General features: G+C 71.0%; 17 protein-coding genes. 13 read left to right on the top strand and 4 right to left on the bottom strand.

The annotated features are described in order from the left end of the window. Positions 1-48: 48 nt before the first annotated feature. Positions 49-966, bottom strand: a complete 918-nt coding sequence (locus tag NO930_RS03455; protein ID WP_256402496.1) for a thiamine-phosphate synthase family protein — start codon at positions 964-966, stop codon at positions 49-51. 127 nt (positions 967-1,093) lie between these two features. Between NO930_RS03455 and tenA the strand changes: the two genes are divergently transcribed. The 8 genes from tenA to carB all read left to right on the top strand — a co-directional run bounded on the left by tenA (position 1,094) and on the right by carB (position 9,604). Next, positions 1,094-1,753 (top strand): thiaminase II, encoded by a 660-nt coding sequence (tenA, locus tag NO930_RS03450; protein ID WP_137783707.1) that lies wholly within the window; start codon positions 1,094-1,096, stop codon positions 1,751-1,753. Beyond that, on the top strand, positions 1,750-2,412 hold the full coding sequence (locus tag NO930_RS03445; protein ID WP_256402495.1) for a TenA family protein: 663 nt from the start codon (positions 1,750-1,752) through the stop codon (positions 2,410-2,412). The genes tenA and NO930_RS03445 overlap by 4 nt, the downstream gene beginning before the upstream one ends. After that, positions 2,412-4,016: a sodium:solute symporter family transporter gene (locus NO930_RS03440; RefSeq protein ID WP_256402494.1), complete on the top strand. Its 1,605-nt coding sequence runs from the start codon at positions 2,412-2,414 to the stop codon at positions 4,014-4,016. Before NO930_RS03445 ends, NO930_RS03440 begins: the two co-directional genes overlap by 1 nt. Continuing rightward, positions 4,013-4,171: a hypothetical protein gene (locus tag NO930_RS03435; protein ID WP_256402493.1), complete on the top strand. Its 159-nt coding sequence runs from the start codon at positions 4,013-4,015 to the stop codon at positions 4,169-4,171. Before NO930_RS03440 ends, NO930_RS03435 begins: the two co-directional genes overlap by 4 nt. A 68-nt stretch (positions 4,172-4,239) precedes the next feature. After that, on the top strand, positions 4,240-5,244 hold the full coding sequence (moaA, locus tag NO930_RS03430) for a GTP 3',8-cyclase MoaA (protein ID WP_256402492.1): 1,005 nt from the start codon (positions 4,240-4,242) through the stop codon (positions 5,242-5,244). Positions 5,245-5,339: 95 nt separating this feature from the next. Then, positions 5,340-5,873 (top strand): DUF5815 family protein, encoded by a 534-nt coding sequence (locus tag NO930_RS03425; RefSeq protein ID WP_137783936.1) that lies wholly within the window; start codon positions 5,340-5,342, stop codon positions 5,871-5,873. A 131-nt stretch (positions 5,874-6,004) separates the two neighbouring features. After that, a complete protein-coding gene (locus NO930_RS03420; protein ID WP_137783937.1) occupies positions 6,005-6,220 on the top strand; it encodes a hypothetical protein in 216 nt (71 codons plus the stop codon). A gap of 153 nt (positions 6,221-6,373) precedes the next feature. Then, positions 6,374-9,604 (top strand): carbamoyl-phosphate synthase large subunit, encoded by a 3,231-nt coding sequence (carB, locus tag NO930_RS03415; protein ID WP_256402491.1) that lies wholly within the window; start codon positions 6,374-6,376, stop codon positions 9,602-9,604. Between the two features lie 19 nt (positions 9,605-9,623). Here the strand turns inward: carB and NO930_RS03410 are convergent, their stop codons facing one another. Continuing rightward, the gene (locus NO930_RS03410) at positions 9,624-10,238 is read right to left on the bottom strand and encodes a nitrous oxide reductase accessory protein NosL (RefSeq protein WP_256402490.1); all 615 of its coding nucleotides are present in this window, start codon (positions 10,236-10,238) and stop codon (positions 9,624-9,626) included. Positions 10,239-10,349: 111 nt separating this feature from the next. Between NO930_RS03410 and NO930_RS03405 the strand changes: the two genes are divergently transcribed. Genes NO930_RS03405 through NO930_RS03395 form a run of 3 tightly spaced genes read left to right on the top strand, consistent with a single transcriptional unit; the run spans position 10,350 to position 14,058 of the window. Further along, positions 10,350-12,386, top strand: a complete 2,037-nt coding sequence (locus tag NO930_RS03405) for a NosD domain-containing protein (protein WP_256402489.1) — start codon at positions 10,350-10,352, stop codon at positions 12,384-12,386. Next, complete coding sequence (locus NO930_RS03400; protein WP_256402488.1) at positions 12,383-13,174, top strand: ABC transporter ATP-binding protein; 792 nt, start codon at positions 12,383-12,385, stop codon at positions 13,172-13,174. The genes NO930_RS03405 and NO930_RS03400 overlap by 4 nt, the downstream gene beginning before the upstream one ends. After that, the gene (locus tag NO930_RS03395; protein WP_256402487.1) at positions 13,171-14,058 is read left to right on the top strand and encodes an ABC transporter permease; all 888 of its coding nucleotides are present in this window, start codon (positions 13,171-13,173) and stop codon (positions 14,056-14,058) included. The genes NO930_RS03400 and NO930_RS03395 overlap by 4 nt, the downstream gene beginning before the upstream one ends. A gap of 12 nt (positions 14,059-14,070) precedes the next feature. Here NO930_RS03395 and NO930_RS03390 read toward each other — a convergent pair whose 3' ends face one another. Beyond that, on the bottom strand, positions 14,071-14,445 hold the full coding sequence (locus NO930_RS03390) for a DUF7471 family protein (protein ID WP_256402486.1): 375 nt from the start codon (positions 14,443-14,445) through the stop codon (positions 14,071-14,073). Between the two features lie 141 nt (positions 14,446-14,586). On the opposite strand from NO930_RS03390, the gene NO930_RS03385 reads away from it, so the two are divergent. Continuing rightward, entirely contained in the window at positions 14,587-15,090 is a 504-nt protein-coding gene (locus NO930_RS03385) for a winged helix-turn-helix transcriptional regulator (RefSeq protein ID WP_137784580.1), read from the top strand. A gap of 13 nt (positions 15,091-15,103) precedes the next feature. Here NO930_RS03385 and NO930_RS03380 read toward each other — a convergent pair whose 3' ends face one another. Continuing rightward, a complete protein-coding gene (locus tag NO930_RS03380; protein WP_256402485.1) occupies positions 15,104-16,897 on the bottom strand; it encodes a cryptochrome/photolyase family protein in 1,794 nt (597 codons plus the stop codon). Between the two features lie 129 nt (positions 16,898-17,026). Here NO930_RS03380 and NO930_RS03375 point away from each other — a divergent pair, with 129 nt between their 5' ends. Continuing rightward, positions 17,027-17,713, top strand: a complete 687-nt coding sequence (locus NO930_RS03375) for an SDR family NAD(P)-dependent oxidoreductase (RefSeq protein ID WP_256402484.1) — start codon at positions 17,027-17,029, stop codon at positions 17,711-17,713. The last annotated feature ends 3 nt before the right edge of the window (positions 17,714-17,716 follow it).

Below are 17,716 nucleotides of genomic sequence, written 5' to 3'. Positions count from 1 at the left end.
ACGGCGAGGAGCGAGCGGTCGGAATCTAGCGGTCGGCCGAGAAGGGGGCTAGCGGTCGGCCGGGATCAGATCGGCGAGCCGCCGGACCGCGTCGACGGCGGTCGACCCGAGCACGTAGGTGACCGGCTCGATGCCGAACGCCCCCTCGTGGTACACGACCGGCCGGACGCCGTCCTCGCGGAACCGCTCCCGGAGCCGCCGGTTCCTGTCGTCGTAGTCGGCGTCCACCCGGAGCGGATCGAACCCGCGCTCGCGGGCGGCGGCGAGCAGCGCGTCGTCGGTGCGGACGTTGATCGCGGCCCGCACGGACGGGTCGACGGCGGCGGCCGCGAGGACGGTGCCGGCCACGTGACGGGACGCGCCGAACTCGGGGTTCGCCGGCACTTCGACCCGGCCGTCCATCTCGTAGATCCGGCCGGGGATCGCGGCGACGTCCGCGTGGTCGGTCGCGTCCGGGAGGGCGGTGCCGACGTTCGTCCCGACGTTGGGCACGACGCGGGCGGTCCCCTCGGTGCGGGCGAACAGCCGCGCGGCCTTCCGAACGTCGGCGAGCGCCTCCCGCTCGGCTCGAAGCCGGTCGTCGTCGCCGCGAACGCACAGGTCACAGCCGAGCCCGGCGAGCGCCGGCATCTCCTCCTCGTGGATCGCGCAGATCGGTCCCCGGTCCTCGAGTTCGTCGACCAGCGCCGACAGCTCCGCGAGCGCCTCGTACTCGTCGATGTCCCCGGCTTCGAACCCGTCCGCGACGGTCTCGACCGTCCGCTGCGTGTGGGGGTCCTCCGCGATCCGGGATTCGATCGCGGCGTCACCGCTCACGTAGCGGCTCACCGCCGCCTGCGTGACGCCGAGGCGATCGGCGACCTCCTGTTGAGTGAACCCCCGCTCGTCGAGCGCGCGGGCGAGTAACACGCGGACGGTGGGAAGGAACCGCTCGACGACGATCTCGCTCGGCAACTGCAGCGACATAGCGAACGGAACGCGAGCCGGCTCCTAAAAGGGTCCGACGGCGCGCGGGCTCGGAGCGGCCGAGAGAGACCGAACGGCCCGCGTGGTATACAGTAGTTATATTAGTCGCTGATACCACGGGGTTTTCATGGCGTTCACCGACGACCTGCTCGACGCGGGCGCGGAGATATGGGCCGCACAGCTCGATCACCCGTTCGTCACTGAACTGGCCGCGGGCGACCTCGATCCGGTCGCGTTCCGGCGGTGGCTCGAACAGGACTACCGGTACCTGTTCGACTACGCGCGGACCTACGCCGTGGCGGGCGCGAAGGCGCGCGACGAGTCGGCGATGGCGACGCTCCTGGGCGGGGGCGACGCCGTGCTCTCCGAGGAGCTCGACCTTCACCGGTCGTTCGCGGCGGAGTACGGGGTGAGCGAGGCCGACCTCGCGGAGACGGAGAAGACGCCGACCTGCGAGGCGTACACGAGCTTCCTCGTCCGCACGGCCCACGAGCGGCCGGTCCCGGTCGCCGTCGCGGCGCTGTTCCCGTGCATGCAGGGGTACCTCGACGTCGCGGAACACATGGCCGAGATCGCGGAGGGAGACCACCGGTACACGCCGTTCATCGAGACGTATACGAGCGAGGCGTTTCGGGCGGAGACGGCGGCCCTGCGCGAGTTGGTCGACGACCGCGCGGCCGCCCGCCCCGGCTACCGCGACGAGATGCGGGAGGCGTTCCTGACGAGCGCCCGCCTCGAGCTGGCCTTCTGGGAGATGGCGTACGCCGACGAGGGGTGGGCGGCGTGAGCGACCGCTTCACCGCGACCCTCCGCGACGGGGTCGAAGACGAGTGGCGCGCGGCGACGGACCACCGGTTCACGCGAGAGCTGGGTGCCGGGACCCTCGACCGCGACGCGTTCGCGCGGTACGTCGTGCAGGACTACGCGGTCGTCGAGGACCTGACCGCGGCGTTCGCCGTCGCGCTCGCGGACGCGCCGTCGACGGACGCGCGACGCCGCTACGTCGCGTTCCTCGACACGCTCACCGACGCGGAGAACGACTTCTTCGAGCGCGCGTTCGACGCGCACGACGTTCCGGGGAGAGACCGGACCGACCCGGTCCTCGCGGAGCCGACCGCGGCGTTCCGTGATCTACTCGGCCGCGCCCGCCGCGAGGGCGGGTACGCCGAGACGCTGGCGGTGCTCGTGCCCGCGGAGTGGATCTACCTCTCGTGGGCGACCCGAGAGGCCGACGACCGCCCCGCCGACCCGCTCTTTTCCGAGTGGATCGAGCTGCACGCCGCGCCGCCGTTCGCGTCGTTCGTCGACTTCCTGCGCGCGGAGCTCGACCGCGTCGGCCCGTCGCTGTCCCCGCGGCGGCGCGAGCGGGTCGCCGGCCTGTTCGGCCGAACCGTCTCGCTCGAAGTCGCGTTCTTCGACGCCGCGTACGCGGCGGAGGAGATCTGATGGTCTCGACCGAACTCGCGCTGGCGGTCACCGTCGTCGCGCTAGGGGCGTTCACCGTTGCGGGCGTGCTCCACGCCCGCGGGCGCGTTCGCACCCTCGACGACTACGTCACGGCGCGGTCGACCACCGGTCCGGCGGCCACGACGGCCACCCTCGTCGCCAGCGTGATGGGCGCGTGGATACTGCTGGCTCCCGCCGAGGCCGGAGCCGCGTTCGGCGGGCTCCCCGCGGTGCTCGGCTACGCCGTCGGGAGCGCGGTCCCGTTCCTGCTCTTCGTCCCCGTCGGCCTGCGCGTCCGGGAGCTGCTCCCCGAGGGCCACTCGCTGACGGAGTTCGCGCTCGCGCGGTACGGGCGGTCGATGTACGCGCTCGTGGTCGCCGTCTCGATCTTCTACATGTCCGTGTTCCTCGCCGCCGAGCTGACCGGCGTGGCCGCGGCGCTCTCGCTCGTCGCCGAGGTGCCGCAGGCGTACACCGCGGCGCTCATCGGCGGGTTCGTCCTGCTGTACACGGCGTACGGCGGCCTCGTCGCCAGCGTGTTCACGGACACCCTACAGGCGATCGTGATCCTGCCGCTTCTGGCAGTGAGCTTCGCCGGGGCGGTCATCGCGCTCGGCGGTGCGGGGTCGCTTCACGCCGCCGCGACGTCGGCCGATCCGACGCTTCTCGACCCGACGTTCGGCCCGGGCGTCGCCTTCGGCGTGTACGTCGCGTTCGCGGTGCTCGGCGCGAACATGCTGAATCAGGGCGTGTGGCAGCGCGTGTACGCCGCCCGCGACGACGAGTCGGTCCGCCGCGGGTTCGCCGTGGCGGCGGTGGCCGTGGTCCCGCTGGTGCTTCTCGCGGGGCTGTTCGGGATCGCCTCCGCGGCGCTCGGGCTCACCGCCGACGGCGGCGCGTCGGTCGCCTTCTTCCTCCTCGTGGTCGAGGCGTTCCCGGAGTGGGTGGCGCTGTCCGTCGTCGTCCTCGCGGTGCTCCTCGTCGCGAGCTCCGCCGACACGATGTGTACCGCCATCGCGAGCCTCGTCACCGTCGACCTCGCGCGGGTGCTCGACGCCGAGGGGCGACCGCTCGGTCGCGCCGGCCGCCTGCTCACCGCACTCGTGGCGATCGGCGCGGCCGTCGTCGGCGCACAGGGGTACAGCGTGCTCGCGCTGTTCCTCACCGCGGACCTCGTCGCGGCGGCCGTCTTCGTCCCGTTCCTCGCCGGCCTCTGGTCGACGAGCCTCTCCGACCGCGGCGCGGTCGCCGCCAGCCTCGCCGGGCTGACGGTCGGCACCGCGTACTTCCCGCAGTTCGCGCCGGCGCTCGCGGCGCTCCCGGGTCCGACGCCGACCCCGTCGTTCCTCGTCGCGTTCGCCGGTGCGACGACCGTCTCGGCGGCCGCCACCGCGGTCGCCCACGTCGTCGGCGGCGAAGGGGCCGATCTCGGAGCCCTCGGCGCGGAGTGCCGACGGCTCGACAGCCCGATGACCGACGGGGGCGTAGCCGCGGAGGGCGGCGACGGGAGGGGCGGCAGGCCCACCGACGTCAACGGGAGGGGCGACGGCCCCGGCGAAGGCGACGCCGAAGCCGATCGGATCGACGGGGGTGAGGAGGCGTGACGCCGCCCGTGCTCGCGACGCTCGGGCCGACCGCGTTCGCCGCGCTCGTGTGGGGGTCGCTCGCGCTCGTCGCGGTCGTGTTCGGGTACGTGGCGACGGCGTACGCGCGGGAGGCGCTGGGGGCGGTCGGCGTCGACGACGGCGGGAGAAGATAACCGAATTCGGTTTCCTCACCCGCCGATCGAACCAGATATTTAAGCGATCCCAGCGGGTTCGTGTGAACATGAACGGGCCGCTCGCGGACGACTTCGGACGGGAGGTGACAGGGGTGCGGATCTCGCTCACCGACCGGTGTAACTTCGACTGCGTCTACTGTCACAACGAGGGGCTCGGCGACACGCGCGGCCCGATGGAGCCGAGCGAGTCGGAGATGAGCGCGGACGACGTGGTACGCTTCCTGGAGGTCGTCGAGGGGTACGGCGTCGACTCGGTGAAGTTCACCGGCGGCGAGCCGATGTTGCGACAGGATCTAGAGGAGATAATCGAGCGCACGCCGGAGTCGATGGAGGTGTCGATGACGACGAACGGGACCTTCTTGCCGGGGCGCGCCGCGGACCTGAAAGCCGCCGGGCTGGACCGAGTGAACGTCTCGCAGGACGCGCTCGACCCCGAGGACTTCGCCGAGGTGACGAAGTCGGGCGCGTACGAGCGAGTGTTGGAGGGCGTGAAGGCCGCGGTCGACGCCGGGCTCGACCCCGTGAAACTCAACATGGTCGTGTTCTCGCACACCGCGGGCTACGTCGAGGAGATGGTCGAGCACGTCGCCGACAACGAGGGACTCCAGCTCCAGCTCATCGAGTACATGCCGGAGCTCACGGGCAAGCCCGAGTGGAACATCGATATCGGGCGCGTACACGACTGGCTCGCGGCGGAGGCCGACCGCGTCGAGCACCGCGAGATGCACGACCGCAAGCGGTACTTCGTCGGCGAGGACGCCGACGGAGAGGGCGGCGGCATGGTCGAGATCGTCGACCCCGTCGAGAACGAGGAGTTCTGTGCGAACTGCGGCCGCGTGCGCGTCACGCACGAGGGGTACCTGAAGGGGTGTCTCAACCGCAACGACGACCTCCGGTCGATGGGCGAGATGACCCGCGAGGAGATAGCCGAGACGTTCGAGGCGGTCGTCGCGAACCGCGTCCCCTACTACGGCGAGTACCTGGTCGAGAACGACGACGGCGAGTACGAGATCAACGACGCGTACCTCGGGACGGCGTCCGCGGCGGACTGATCGCCGCGTCGTCGCAGCGGACGACCCGTATCCGGGGCCTCCGACGAGTCGTTCCGTTCCGCGCATTTTAATCCCGTGAGCGGCCAAGTGCGTCTATGTCCCAGCCGCGCGTCCCCGGTGGCGACGAGAACACGCTGGAGCTGCCGTGCGGGGAGACGATCGGCGTCGGCGATCTGGACCTGGGGATGCGCGAGTTCGCGTGCGACTGCGGCGAGACGCACGCGGTCGTGATGGACGTCCACCCCCCGGAGCGCTTCCTCCCCGACTTCCTCGTCGACGTGCTCCGCGAGGCGATCGAGACGACGAGCGAGGAGATGCCGGAGTTCGACACGCCGCACCTCCTCGGCGTCGTGTTAGAGGAGTTTCCCGACCAAGTCGTCGCGCACGACGCGACCGAGAACGCCGACGTCGGCTACGCGATGGCGTGGGTGACGGCGTTCGACTCCCGCCGACTCCACGAGATCGTCGTCGAACTCGTCGTCGAACTGATGGAACACGCCGTGAGCCACGCCGACGACGACGAGGCGCTCTCGGCGTTCGAAGCGGAGATGGTCGAGTTCGACGTGAGCGAGTTCGTCGACCAGTACCGCGCCGAACGCGACCTCGAGGCCGAGGACCCGTACGCCTGACGGTCCCCGCCGCGGGTGCGAGCGAAACCGACTGAAACGAGCGGAAACGGTCGTTTCAGGAGGCGTGTCAGACAGTTGTCCGACTCGTGTCTCACTGAACCCTATATGCTCTGGGACCGTACGTAAGACGTATGAGAACCGGTGAATTCGACCGGTACGAGCGCATCCGCGGCGTGCTCGACGCCGCCGACGAGCCGCTCACGGCGCGGGAGATCCTCGCGCTCGTAGACGAGCGCGACGGCCTCGACAGTCCCCATCGGGTCGCGACCGTGCTGGGGCGGTGGGCCGAACGCGGAGAGATAGAGGTCATCGCTGACCGGCCGTACCGCTACGCGCTCGACGCCTGATGCGGCCGCGGGCGGCCGCCGCGGGTCACACTACGACGCGTGTCGTCGCATCGCCGCAACATGTCACACCGTACCTTGCGAAAATCGCAAAGTCACTGCGAGATTCGTATTCTATCGTCGGCCTTATTACGATGAACGTATTCCGTCCGCTCAATGAGCGAGGACCGGACCATACTGCTCATCGGTAGCGGACCGATACAGATTGGACAGGCGGCGGAGTTCGACTACTCCGGAGCGCAGGCGTGTCGCGCGCTTCAGGAGGAGGGCGCGCGCGTCGTCCTGGTGAACTCGAATCCGGCGACTATCATGACCGATCCGGAGACGGCGGACCGGGTCTACATCGAGCCGATCACGCCGGAGGCGATAGCGGAGGTCATCCGGATCGAACAGCCCGACGGCGTGATCGCCGGGCTCGGGGGACAGACCGGGCTGAACGTCACCGCCGAACTCGCCGAGCAGGGCATCCTCGAAGAGCACGACGTGGAGGTGATGGGGACGCCGCTCGACACCATCTACGCGACGGAGGACCGCGACCTGTTCCGCCAGCGGATGGAGAACATCGGCCAGCCGGTACCCAAGTCGACGACCATCTCGCTCGGCGAGGACGAGTCGGTCACGGACTTCGACGAGGAGGCGTTCCGCGAGCGCGTCCGGGACGCCGTCGATTCGGTCGGCGGGCTCCCCGTCATCTCGCGGACGACGTACACCCTCGGCGGCTCCGGCTCCGGCGTCGTCGAGGAGTTCGACGAGCTCGTCGAGCGCGTCCGTAAGGGGCTGCGGCTCTCGCGCAACAGCGAAGTGCTCATCACCGAGTCCATCGCGGGCTGGGTCGAACTGGAGTACGAGGTGATGCGGGACGCCGACGACTCCTGTATCATCATCTGCAACATGGAGAACATCGACCCGATGGGGATCCACACCGGCGAGTCGACGGTCGTGACTCCCTCGCAGGTGATCCCGGACGACGGCCACCAGGAGATGCGCGACGCAGCGCTCGGCGTCATCCGCGAACTCGGGATCCAGGGCGGCTGTAACATCCAGTTCGCGTGGCACGACGACGGTACTCCCGGCGGCGAGTACCGCGTCGTCGAGGTGAACCCGCGGGTCTCTCGCTCCTCCGCGCTCGCCTCGAAGGCGACCGGCTACCCCATCGCCCGCGTGACTGCGAAGGTCGCCCTTGGCAAGCGGCTCCACGAGATCGAAAACGAGATCACCGGCGAGACGACGGCCGCCTTCGAGCCAGCGATCGACTACGTGGTTACGAAGGTGCCGCGCTGGCCGATCGACAAGTTCGACGACGTGGACTTCGAACTCGGAACGGCGATGAAGTCGACCGGCGAGGCGATGTCCATCGGGCGGACGTTCGAGGAGAGCATGGTGAAGGCGCTCCGCTCCTCGGAGTACGACCCCGCGGTCGACTTCGGGACGGTCTCCGACTCGGAGCTGGAGTCGGAGTACCTCGAACGCCCGAGTCCCGACCGGCCGTACGCGATGTTCGAGGCGTTCGACCGCGGCTACGGCGTCGACGACGTGATCGACCTGACGGGGATCCACCGCTGGTACGTCGAGCGCTTCGAGAAGATCGCCGACGGCACGGCCGCGGCCGCTGAGGGCGACTTCACCGATGCCGCCATGGTCGGTCGGACGGACGCCGAGATCGCGGCGACCGCGACCGCCGGCGGCGTCGACGCCGACGTGGGCGAAGTCGAGACGCAGGTTCCGGACCGGACGTACAAGCAGGTCGACACCTGCGCGGGCGAGTTCGAGGCGTCCACGCCGTACTACTACTCCGCGCGGCTGCCGGAGTTCCTGCAGGGCGCGGACACCGCGGGCGCGGCCAACGAGGTCCGCGTCGACCCCGACGTCGAGAGCGTCGTGGTCGTCGGCGGCGGTCCGATCCGGATCGGGCAGGGCGTCGAGTTCGACTACTGCGCGGTCCACGCGGTCCGCGCGCTCCGCGAACTCGGCATCGACGCGCACGTCGTCAACAACAACCCCGAGACGGTCTCGACGGACTACGACACCTCCGACGGGCTGTTCTTCGAGCCCATCTCCGCGGAGGAGGTCGCAGACGTGATAGAGACGACCGGCGCGGACGGCGTGATGGTCCAGTTCGGCGGACAGACCTCCGTGAACGTGGGCGAACCGCTCAAAGCGGAGATCGACCGCCGCGGGCTCGACTGCGAGGTGCTGGGCACGAGCGTCGAGGCGATGGATCTGGCGGAAGACCGGGACCGCTTCAACGTCTTGATGGACGAGATGGGCGTCGCCCAGCCGGAGGGGGGAACCGCCACGAGCGAGGCCGAGGCGCTCGATTTGGCCCACCAGATCGGCTACCCCGTCCTCGTCCGTCCTTCCTACGTGCTCGGGGGGCGCGCGATGCGCGTCGTCGAGAGCGACGCGGAGCTGGAGGAGTACATCGAGGAGGCGGTCCGGGTCTCGCCCGACAAGCCGATCCTGGTCGATCAGTTCCTCGCCGACGCGGTCGAACTGGACGTCGACGCCGTCGCGGACGGCGAGGACGTGCTGCTCGGCGGCGTGATGGAACACGTCGAGAGCGCCGGCGTGCACTCCGGCGACTCCGCCTGTATGATCCCGCCCCGCTCGCTCGACGACGACACCCTCGCGCGTGTTCGCGAGGTGACGGAGGACATCGCCCGCGCGCTCGACACCGTCGGGCTGCTCAACGTCCAGCTCGCCGTGACGGGCGTTCACGACGACGACGCAGAAAGCCAGGTGTTCGTGTTAGAGGCGAACCCGCGCTCCTCGCGGACGGTCCCGTTCGTCTCGAAGGCGACGGGCGTTCCGATAGCGAAGCTCGCGGCGAAGGTGATGACGGACGGCGTCTCGCTCGCCGACCTCGACGCGGCAGAGCAGATCCCGGAGCACCTGAGCGTGAAGGAGGTCGTCCTCCCGTTCGACCGCCTGCCGGGGTCGGACCCCCGGCTCGGCCCGGAGATGAAATCGACCGGCGAGGTCATGGGCACCGCCCGGTCGTTCGGGAAGGCGTACGACAAGGCGCAGGACGCGACGAGCAAGCCGATCCCCGAGTCCGGCACCGCCGTCGTCGACCTCTCGGCCGAGGAGTTCCCCGACCCCGACACGGAGGCGGGCGAGGCGCTCGTCGAGGGGTACGCGGAGCACTTCCAGCTGAGCGAGGCGACGGACCTGATAGAGGCCGCGAAACACGGCGAGATCGACCTCATCGTCTCGCGTCAGCGCGAGCTGCTGGAGAGCGCCGTCGAAGAGGAGATCACGTACTTCTCGACGTACGCATCCGCGAAGGCGGCGCTCGAAGCGATCGAGCACGCGGACGACGACATCGACGTGATGGCCGTCTCCGACCGGCCGAAGCGCGTCGAGAAGTGGGGCGCGGCCGAGTAGCGTCGCCGGTCGAGCGGGGCTACAACGCGTCGAGCGTCGCCCGGTCGACCTCCGCCGCGGCCATCGACTCGCCGCCGTACTCGGCGACGAACGACTCGACGTCCGTCTCCTCGCTGAACGGGACTAGATCCGGACCCATCGCGCCGACGATCTCGCTCCGAGCGACGACCGTGAGGGCCGTGGATTGCGCGAACGCGTCTTCGCCGGTGTGCGACGAGAGCAGCGTGTCCGACCCCTCGTCGTACACCTCGTACTCGACGGTCGAGTAGTCGGTGAGGAACGTGGCGAGCGGCGTCCGGCCGTCGTCTTCGGCGTCGAACCGGTAGCTGTACGTACACGTGCCGCTGCAGAACTGCGCCGGTCGGCCGCCCTCGGGCTCGTCGTCCTCGAAGTGGACCTGTCCGACCGTCCCCGGGTGGTCGGCGATTATCATCCCGCACTGGTCACAGGCCTGATCGTCGGCGATCGAGACGGGCGCGATCGACTCGCTCGTCCCGCTCGAGCCGCCGAGACACCCGGCCGCCGCCGTGGCGAGTCCGCCGCCGACCCCGGCCAGCGCGCGGCGGCGCGACACTGCCGTTCGAATCGGGGTCGACCGCTCCGGTTCCGGTGGTGAGGCGTCGTTGTCTGTCACGCGTTCGAGTAGGGATACGTCGGTCTTAGACCCTCGGAAGCCATTCAGCGGCCCGTTCGAGGAACGAACCAGATCGGCTAAACGGACGGGGAACGAACGTCACCGCAAGCAGTGTTCGATCCATACCGCGACCGGTCCGGGCGCGCGCTCGCGGCGCTCCTCCTGTTCGCGCTCGCGCTCGCGGTCGCGACGGGTGCGGCGTTCGCCGCGGACCCGAGCGACGCCGCGCCGTCGCCGGTGGCGTACGACGACGTCGTCGAGCTGGGGCTCTCGAGCGAGACGGACGCGCTCATGGCCGGCGACGCGACGCTCCCGCGAGTGCAGGTGTTCTACTCGCAGCTGCAGTACGTGGTCGGCTACAACGGCGTCGAGTCGTTCGCGTCGGCGCTCGCGGCCGACCGCACCGAACGCCAGTTCGGCTACCCGATCGCGGCCTACGTCGAGACGTTCGATTCGAGCCGCCCGGGCGTCACCGACGAGGGGCTGTTCGCCGCCGAGCTCGCAGGCGAGTGGACGCCCGCGTCCGAGGCGGTCTACGTCGTCGGCAGCGCGGCGCGCTCGCCGGCCGGCGAGACCGTGGTACCGTTTCGCGACCGAGACGCCGCGGCGGCCTTCGTCGACGACCACGGCGGAGCCGTGATCGGGTGGGAGACGCTCCGGGGCCGCTCGTTCGACACGGACACCGCGGCGGTCGTGCGGGAGACGGCCCCGCGACGCTGGAGCGAAGCCGACCGGCGAATCGCGTCCGCGGAGCGCCGGAGCGACCGTCCGGTTTCGGTCGTCGTCGGTGAGGACGCACCCACGATTCAGGCCGCGGTCGACGACGCGCCGCCGGACACGACCGTCGTCGTTCCGCCCGGAACCTACGAGGAAACGGTTGCGATCACGAAGTCGGTGACGGTGTCTGGCGGCGGAACGGGCGTCGATAACGGGTCACAGAGCGGGGCGACGCGGCTTCGCGGCGACGGGAACGGGTCGGTCCTCACCGTCCGCGCGCCGAACGTCTCTGTCACCGGACTGCGGATTTCGGGTACCGGAACGCAGACGCGGGACCCGGAGGCCGCGAGCCGCCCGCCAGAGGCGGGCGAGGCGTGGGACACGAACATCCGGCTCGGGTACGGGCACGGCGACGCCGGAGTGAAAGCGATCGGCGCGTCCGGGCTCTTCGTCGACGACGTGACGATCGACACCGAGGCAAGCGGGCTGCTCCTCCGCGAGGGGTCCGACGCCGTGGTCCGCGGACTCCGCGTCGACGGGACCGAGGAGTGGCAAGACGGATTCATGGGTATCGTCGGGATGCAGTCGCGCGTGACGGTGACGGACAGCGCGTTCGTCGGCGGGCGCGACGGGGTGTACCTCCACCGCGCCGACGGGTCGGTCGTCCGGGACTCCTCTTTCGCCGGCAACCGGTACGGGACGCACCTGATGTACACGGGCGAGACGCTCATCGCCGACAACGCGTTCCGGAACGAGACGTTCGGCGGGATCACGGTGATGACGCGGCCGGCGGGCAACGCCATCGTCGGCAACGACGTGCGGGACTCCGGCGCGGGGATACAGGCGTCGGGAACGCGCACGTACGTCGGGTACAACACGCTCGCCGACAACGATCTCGGGTTCTCGACGAGCGCGCGCGGGTCGCTGTACGAGCACAACGTGGCCGCGAACAACGGGCTCGGTGCGCGCGCGACGACCGTCGTCCCGTCGAGTCGGGTCGTCGCGAACGACTTCGTCGGCAACGACGTCCACGCCGACGCCGGACCGGGCGCGCTCCGCGTCTGGGCCGACGACGACCGCGGCAACTACTGGGAGGGGGCCGACGTGAGCGCCGAACTCGGCCTCGCCGCGCCCGGCGAGCGGGCCTACCGACCGACCGCGCCGGTCGACGCCGCGCTCGCGCGCGAGCCGGCGGCGATCCTCGCGAGCGAGTCCCCCGCGGCGACCCTCCTCGACCGGCTCCGCGGAACGGTTCCCGGGGCCCGCACGGGCGGTATCCTCGACCCCGCACCCTCCCCCGAGCCGCACGCTCCAGAGCGCGCCGCGGCCGCGACGGACCCGGACGGCGGGCCGGTCTACGGCGACTGGCGGGGACGCTCCGACAACGGGACCGCGGAGCCGGACGACGCGACCGCGGAGGTGGCCGCGTGAGCGACCACGCCGTGGCCGACGGGGACGCGCTCGCGTCGGTGTCCGACGTCTCCCGGAGCTACGGCGGCGTCACGGTGCTCGACGGCGTCTCGCTGTCCGTCTCGCCGGGCGTCACCGCGGTCGTCGGACCGAACGGCTCCGGGAAGTCGACGCTTCTCGGCATACTCGCCGGCGTGACCGAGCCGACGACCGGAGAGGTCAGCCACGGCGGCGCAGGCGCGCGCAAACCGATCGGCTACCTCCCGCAGCGCGTGCCGTTCCGCGACGGGTTCACCGCGCGAGAGACGCTCGCGTTCTACGGGCGACTCGTCGACGCCGACCCGGACGCCGCGCTCGAACGGGTCGGGCTCTCCGACGCCGCGGACAAGCGCGTCGAGTCGCTGTCGGGCGGGATGCGCCGCCTGCTGGGGATCGCCCAGGCGCTCCTCGGCGACCCTTCCGTCGCGGTGCTCGACGAGCCCGCGAGCGGCCTCGATCCGACGATGCGCGAGCGGGCGTTCCGGACCGCGGCCGAGCGCGCGCCCGAGGGGACCGCCGTGGTGATCAGCTCTCACGACCTCGAACTCGTCGAGGCGCACGCGGACCGCCTCGTCGTCGTCGACCGCGGACGGATCGCCGCCGCCGGCCCGCTGGATCGGCTGCGTGCCGACTACGACGTCGAGAGCGTGGACGACCTGTACCGCGTCGCGATCGGGCGGGGAGACGGAACCGGAGAGGAGTCGGCCGCTCCCGCTGGCGATGACGAGACCGACGGGTCCGTCCACGTGACGGGGGTGTCCGACCGATGACGGGGCCCAAGCGCGGTCGCGTCGGTCTCGCGGCCCGGCTGCGCGGAGTCGACACCGTGTTCCGGCGCGAACTGGCCACGGTGGCGCGAACGCCGGGGTACGCCGCGCTCGCCGTCGGGCTCGGTGTCGCGCTGTTCGGGGTGGTCGCCGTCGGCGGCGGCGGCGCGACCGGGTTCGTCCCGGCGATCGTCGACCTGCTCCTGCCGGTCGAGGCGCTCGTGCCCGCGGCCGCGGTCGTGCTCGGCTACCGCGCGTTTCTCGCGGACGCGGCGACCGGCGAACTCGCGGTGATCCGGACGTACCCGGTCGGCGTCGCGAGCTACGTCGCCGGGGTGTTGCTGGCGCGGCTCGTCGCGCTCGCGGTCGTGGTCGGCGGTCCCGCGGCGCTCGTCGGCGTGTACGTCGGCCTGACGGCGGCCCCCGACACCGGTATCTTCGCCACGCACGCCGGCGTGGATTCGCCGCTCTTGTACGTGCGGTTCCTCGCGTTCGTGTTCGGACTCGGCGCGGCGTACCTGTCGGTCGCGGCGGGCGTCTCCGCGATCGCGTCGAGCCGTCGGAGCGCCATCGCGCTCGGCGCGCTCGTGCTCGTCGGCGGGGTTCTCGGCGGGGACCTCGCGCTCTTGGAGTCTCTCTCCGCCGGAACCTCGGCCGCGGCGACGCCGGACCTACTCGCGCTCACGCCCAACGGGGCCTTCCGCGGACTCGTCTTCGAGCACGTGATCGGCGTGGCCTTCGCGCCCGAGACCGACTTCGTTCCGACCGGTCGGGCGCTCGCGTCGCTCGCCGGGTGGACGCTCGGCGGCGCGGTCGGCGGCGGCGCGTCGATCGCCCTCGGCCGACGCGTCGACGCGGCGATAGAGCGAGTCCGTTCCGACGAGTGACGCGGCCAAGCGTCAGTCGTCGGACGGGTCGTCCGTCTCGGCGCGCGTCTCCGCCGTCTCCGGCACCGAGCCCGGCGCGTACGCGTACACCGCGTACAACACGATCGCCGACACCAAGAAGTCGAGGCTGTGTTCGACGAAGTGGTGGACCGGCATCGGAACGACGCCGAGCACGGTACCTGCGCCGACGACGGAGCGGGCCAAGAGCGCGCCGACGGCGAGGCTTATCAGCCGGTACTGCGGGGATCGCCGGCGGCGATACGCCAGCAGGCTCACGAGAAACAGCGCGCCCGTCCCGACCCCCGCGACGGCGACGACGACGAGCAGCGGAAGCGATCCCTCTACGCCCCAGCTACCGGTCGCCGTCGACCCCGCGATCGAGTTCACGCGTGCGTACGGCTTGCGCCGCGATGGACAAGAAGCCACGCCTCGCGAGGGGCGCAATCGCCTCGGAGCGCGGCCGGTCTCACGAGCGGAGAACGCGCGGACGCCTTTTATTCGGGCGACCGGTAGCGTCGACGACAACCGATGCCGGACACCAGAGCCCGGGTCCGCGAACACGTCCGCGAGACCCCCGGCGTACACTTCAATCGGGTGAGTCGCGACCTCGACATCGCCACCGGACAGGCGCAGTACCACCTGCGGCGTCTGGTCGGCGACGGCGAGGTCGCGGCCGAGCGGATCGCCGGACAGACGCACTACTTCGACCCGCAGTTCGACCCGTGGGAACGGGCGGTGATCGCGTTCCTCCGCCGCGAGACCGCCCGCGGAATCATCGTCCGGCTTCACGCCGAGGGCCCGGCGCGTCCGGTCGATCTGGCGGACGACCTCGATCTGGCGCGCAGCACGGTGTCGTGGCACGTCTCGAACCTGACCGAGCGCGGCGTCGTCGAGAAGTCGACCGACCACCCGATGACCCTCTCTCTCGCTCGCCCCGAACGGACGGCCGACCTGCTCGATACGGTGTCGCCGTCGCTCCCGGACCGGATCGTCGACCGGTTCGTTCGCACCGTGGACAGCCTGTTCGAGTGACGCTCCCGGCGAGTTATAACTCGCCGTCGTCGGCCAGCGCGCGGACCTCGCTCGCGCGCTCGTGGATCGCCGCCCACTCCGCGTCACCCTTGTCGTCGACGTGCGAGTACATCAGCCCCATGCGCCCGGTGCCGCGAAGCGCCTCCTCGTGCTCTGCGAGGAAGTCCCAGTAGAGCGCGTTGAACGGGCAGGCCCCCTCGCCGGTCGTTCGGGAGACGGCGTACGGACAGTCGGCGCAGTGGTCGCTCATCCGGTTCACGTAGCTTCCGGAGGCGGCGTACGGCTTCGAGGAGAGGAGGTCGGTGCCGAACGACCCCATCCCGACGACGTTCGGCGTCGTCACCCAGTGGTAGGCGTCGACGAACCCGAGGTGGAACCACTCGTTGAGCGCGGCCGGTCGGGTCCCGTAGAGCAGCGCGAAGTTCGAAAGCACCATCAGGCGCTCGATGTGGTGGGCGTACCCGTGCTCGCGAACGTGTCCCACCGCCGCGGAGAGACACCGCATGTCCGTCTCGCCGTCCCAGTAGGCCGGCGGGAGGTCCCGCGTCTGGTCCAGCCGGTTCGCCGTCGCCAGTCCGGGCATCGCCTCGCGGTAGACGTGGCGGACGAACTCGCGCCAGCCGAGCACCTGTCGAACGAACCCCTCCGCCGCGTTGAGCGGAACGGGCGGGAGGTCGGCGGACGAGTCCGCGTCAGCGTCTCGTGTCTCGGAGCCGTCGCCTCGTCTCTCGGAGCCGTCGTCGTTCTCACCGGGACCGCCGCCGAAGTCGCCGAGCGAGGTCTCGGCCGTCCCGCCGTCGCGCCCGTGCGCGGGGTCGTACGCCCCCGGCTCGGCGCCGCGCGCCTCGTAGGCCGCCTCGACGGCGCGGACGGGCTCGCGCGGGTCGAGGAGCCCGAGGTTGATCGCGGGCGAGAGCAGCGAGTGCGCGAGGAACGGCTCGCCGCCGACCATGGCGTCCTGGTACCGGCCGAACGCGGGGAGACCCTCGCGGACGAACGCATCGAGCGCGCGGTCGGCCTCCTCGCGCGTGACGGGCCACGCGAAGCCGGGCTCGTCGTCGGTCCCGTCGATCGACTCGTTCCCCCACGTGTCGAATCGATCCACGACCCACGCGTGGGTCTCGCGGGTCAGTTCGTCGGGCTCGAACCGCGGCCGTTCTGGCGGGGTCCAGTCGTCCGGCGGCGTCTCCCGGTTCAGGTCGTCGTAGTTCCACTCGCCGCCGACGGGGTCGCCGTCGTCCATCAGCACGCCCGTCTCGCGGCGGACGTGTCGGTACCAGTGTTCCTGGCGATAGGTGCGGGTCGCGGTGCCGTCGTCGTTGATCGCGGTCCCGACGGCGCGGCCCGACGGCGCGTCGGCGGCGTCTGCCGACTCGTCAGCCCACGCCCGCCACGCTGCCGGCGTCGTCCAGAACAGTTCGTTGTCGAGGAGGGTCAGGGTCGCATCGCGCTCGGCGACCAGTTCTCGGAGCCGCTCGCCCGCCCCGTGGCTCGCGGGGCGCATGAGTCGGAGGTCGGCGTCGGTATCGGCCCCCGAACCGTTCCCGCCTCGGTCGGCGAGGAACGCGTCGAGCCCCTCGCCGAACGACTCGGCGCGGACGTACCGGACCTCGTGTCCGCGGTCGCGGAGGTCGTCGCGGAAGTGGCGCATCGCCGAGAAGACGAGCGTCAGCTTGTGCGCGTGGTACGGCTTCCGGTCGGCGAACCCGTGCGCTTCGATCAACAGGACCTCGTCGGCGTCGGCGAGCGCGTCGAGGTCGGGGTTGAGCTGGTCGCCGAGCAGCCACAGGGTCGTCCGGTCGCTCACGCGCCGGCTACGGACGGGAGAGACATAGCTTTCGGGGGCGACCCTACGGGTCGGGGCTCTCGTCGTCGGAGGCGTCGCCTCGCTCGCCGGCGAGCGCACGCTTTTGTCGCCGGCGACCCTTGCTCGACCATGCCACGAACCGCAGTCGTCGCGGGCGTCGGTCCGGGCCTCGGGGAGTCGATCGCGCGTCGCTTCCACGAGGAGGGGTGTCGCGTCGCCCTGCTTTCGCGTTCGACCGACCACACCGAATCGGTCGCGGCGGACCTCGGCGAGCGCGCGCTGGCCGTCGCGGCCGACGTGACCGACCCGGACGCGGTCGACGCCGCCTTCGAGACGGTTCGAGACGCGTTCGGTCCGATCGACGCGCTCGTCTTCAACGCCAGCGGCGGGGCGTGGAAGGGCGTCCGCGACATCTCGCTCGCGGAGTTCGAGCACGCGCTCGACGTGTCCGCGACCGGGGCGCTGTGCTGTGTACAGGCCGCTATCGACGACATGCTCGACGGCGACGGCGGGACGGTCGTCTTCACCGGCGCGACCTCCGCGGTCCGGGGACGCGGCGGGGCCGCCGGATTCAGCGCTGGCAAGTTCGCCGCTCGCGGGCTCGCCGAGTCGATGGCCCGAGAACTCGGTCCAGAAGGGGTCCACGTCGCTCACACCGTGATCGACGGGCAGATCGCCCCGCCGTCGGGCGCAGACGATCCCGAGTCGTTCCTCGATCCCGACGCGATCGCGGACGCCTACTGGGACCTCGTCACCCAAGACCGCTCGGCGTGGACGCTGGAACTGGATCTCCGACCGCACGTCGAGGAGTTTTGAGCC

It is taken from the genome of Halorubrum salinum, assembly GCF_024494575.1.
Taxonomy (GTDB): domain Archaea; phylum Halobacteriota; class Halobacteria; order Halobacteriales; family Haloferacaceae; genus Halorubrum; species Halorubrum salinum.
Note: the sequence above shows the minus strand (reverse complement) of the source record. Positions and strands in the feature narration are given on the sequence as shown.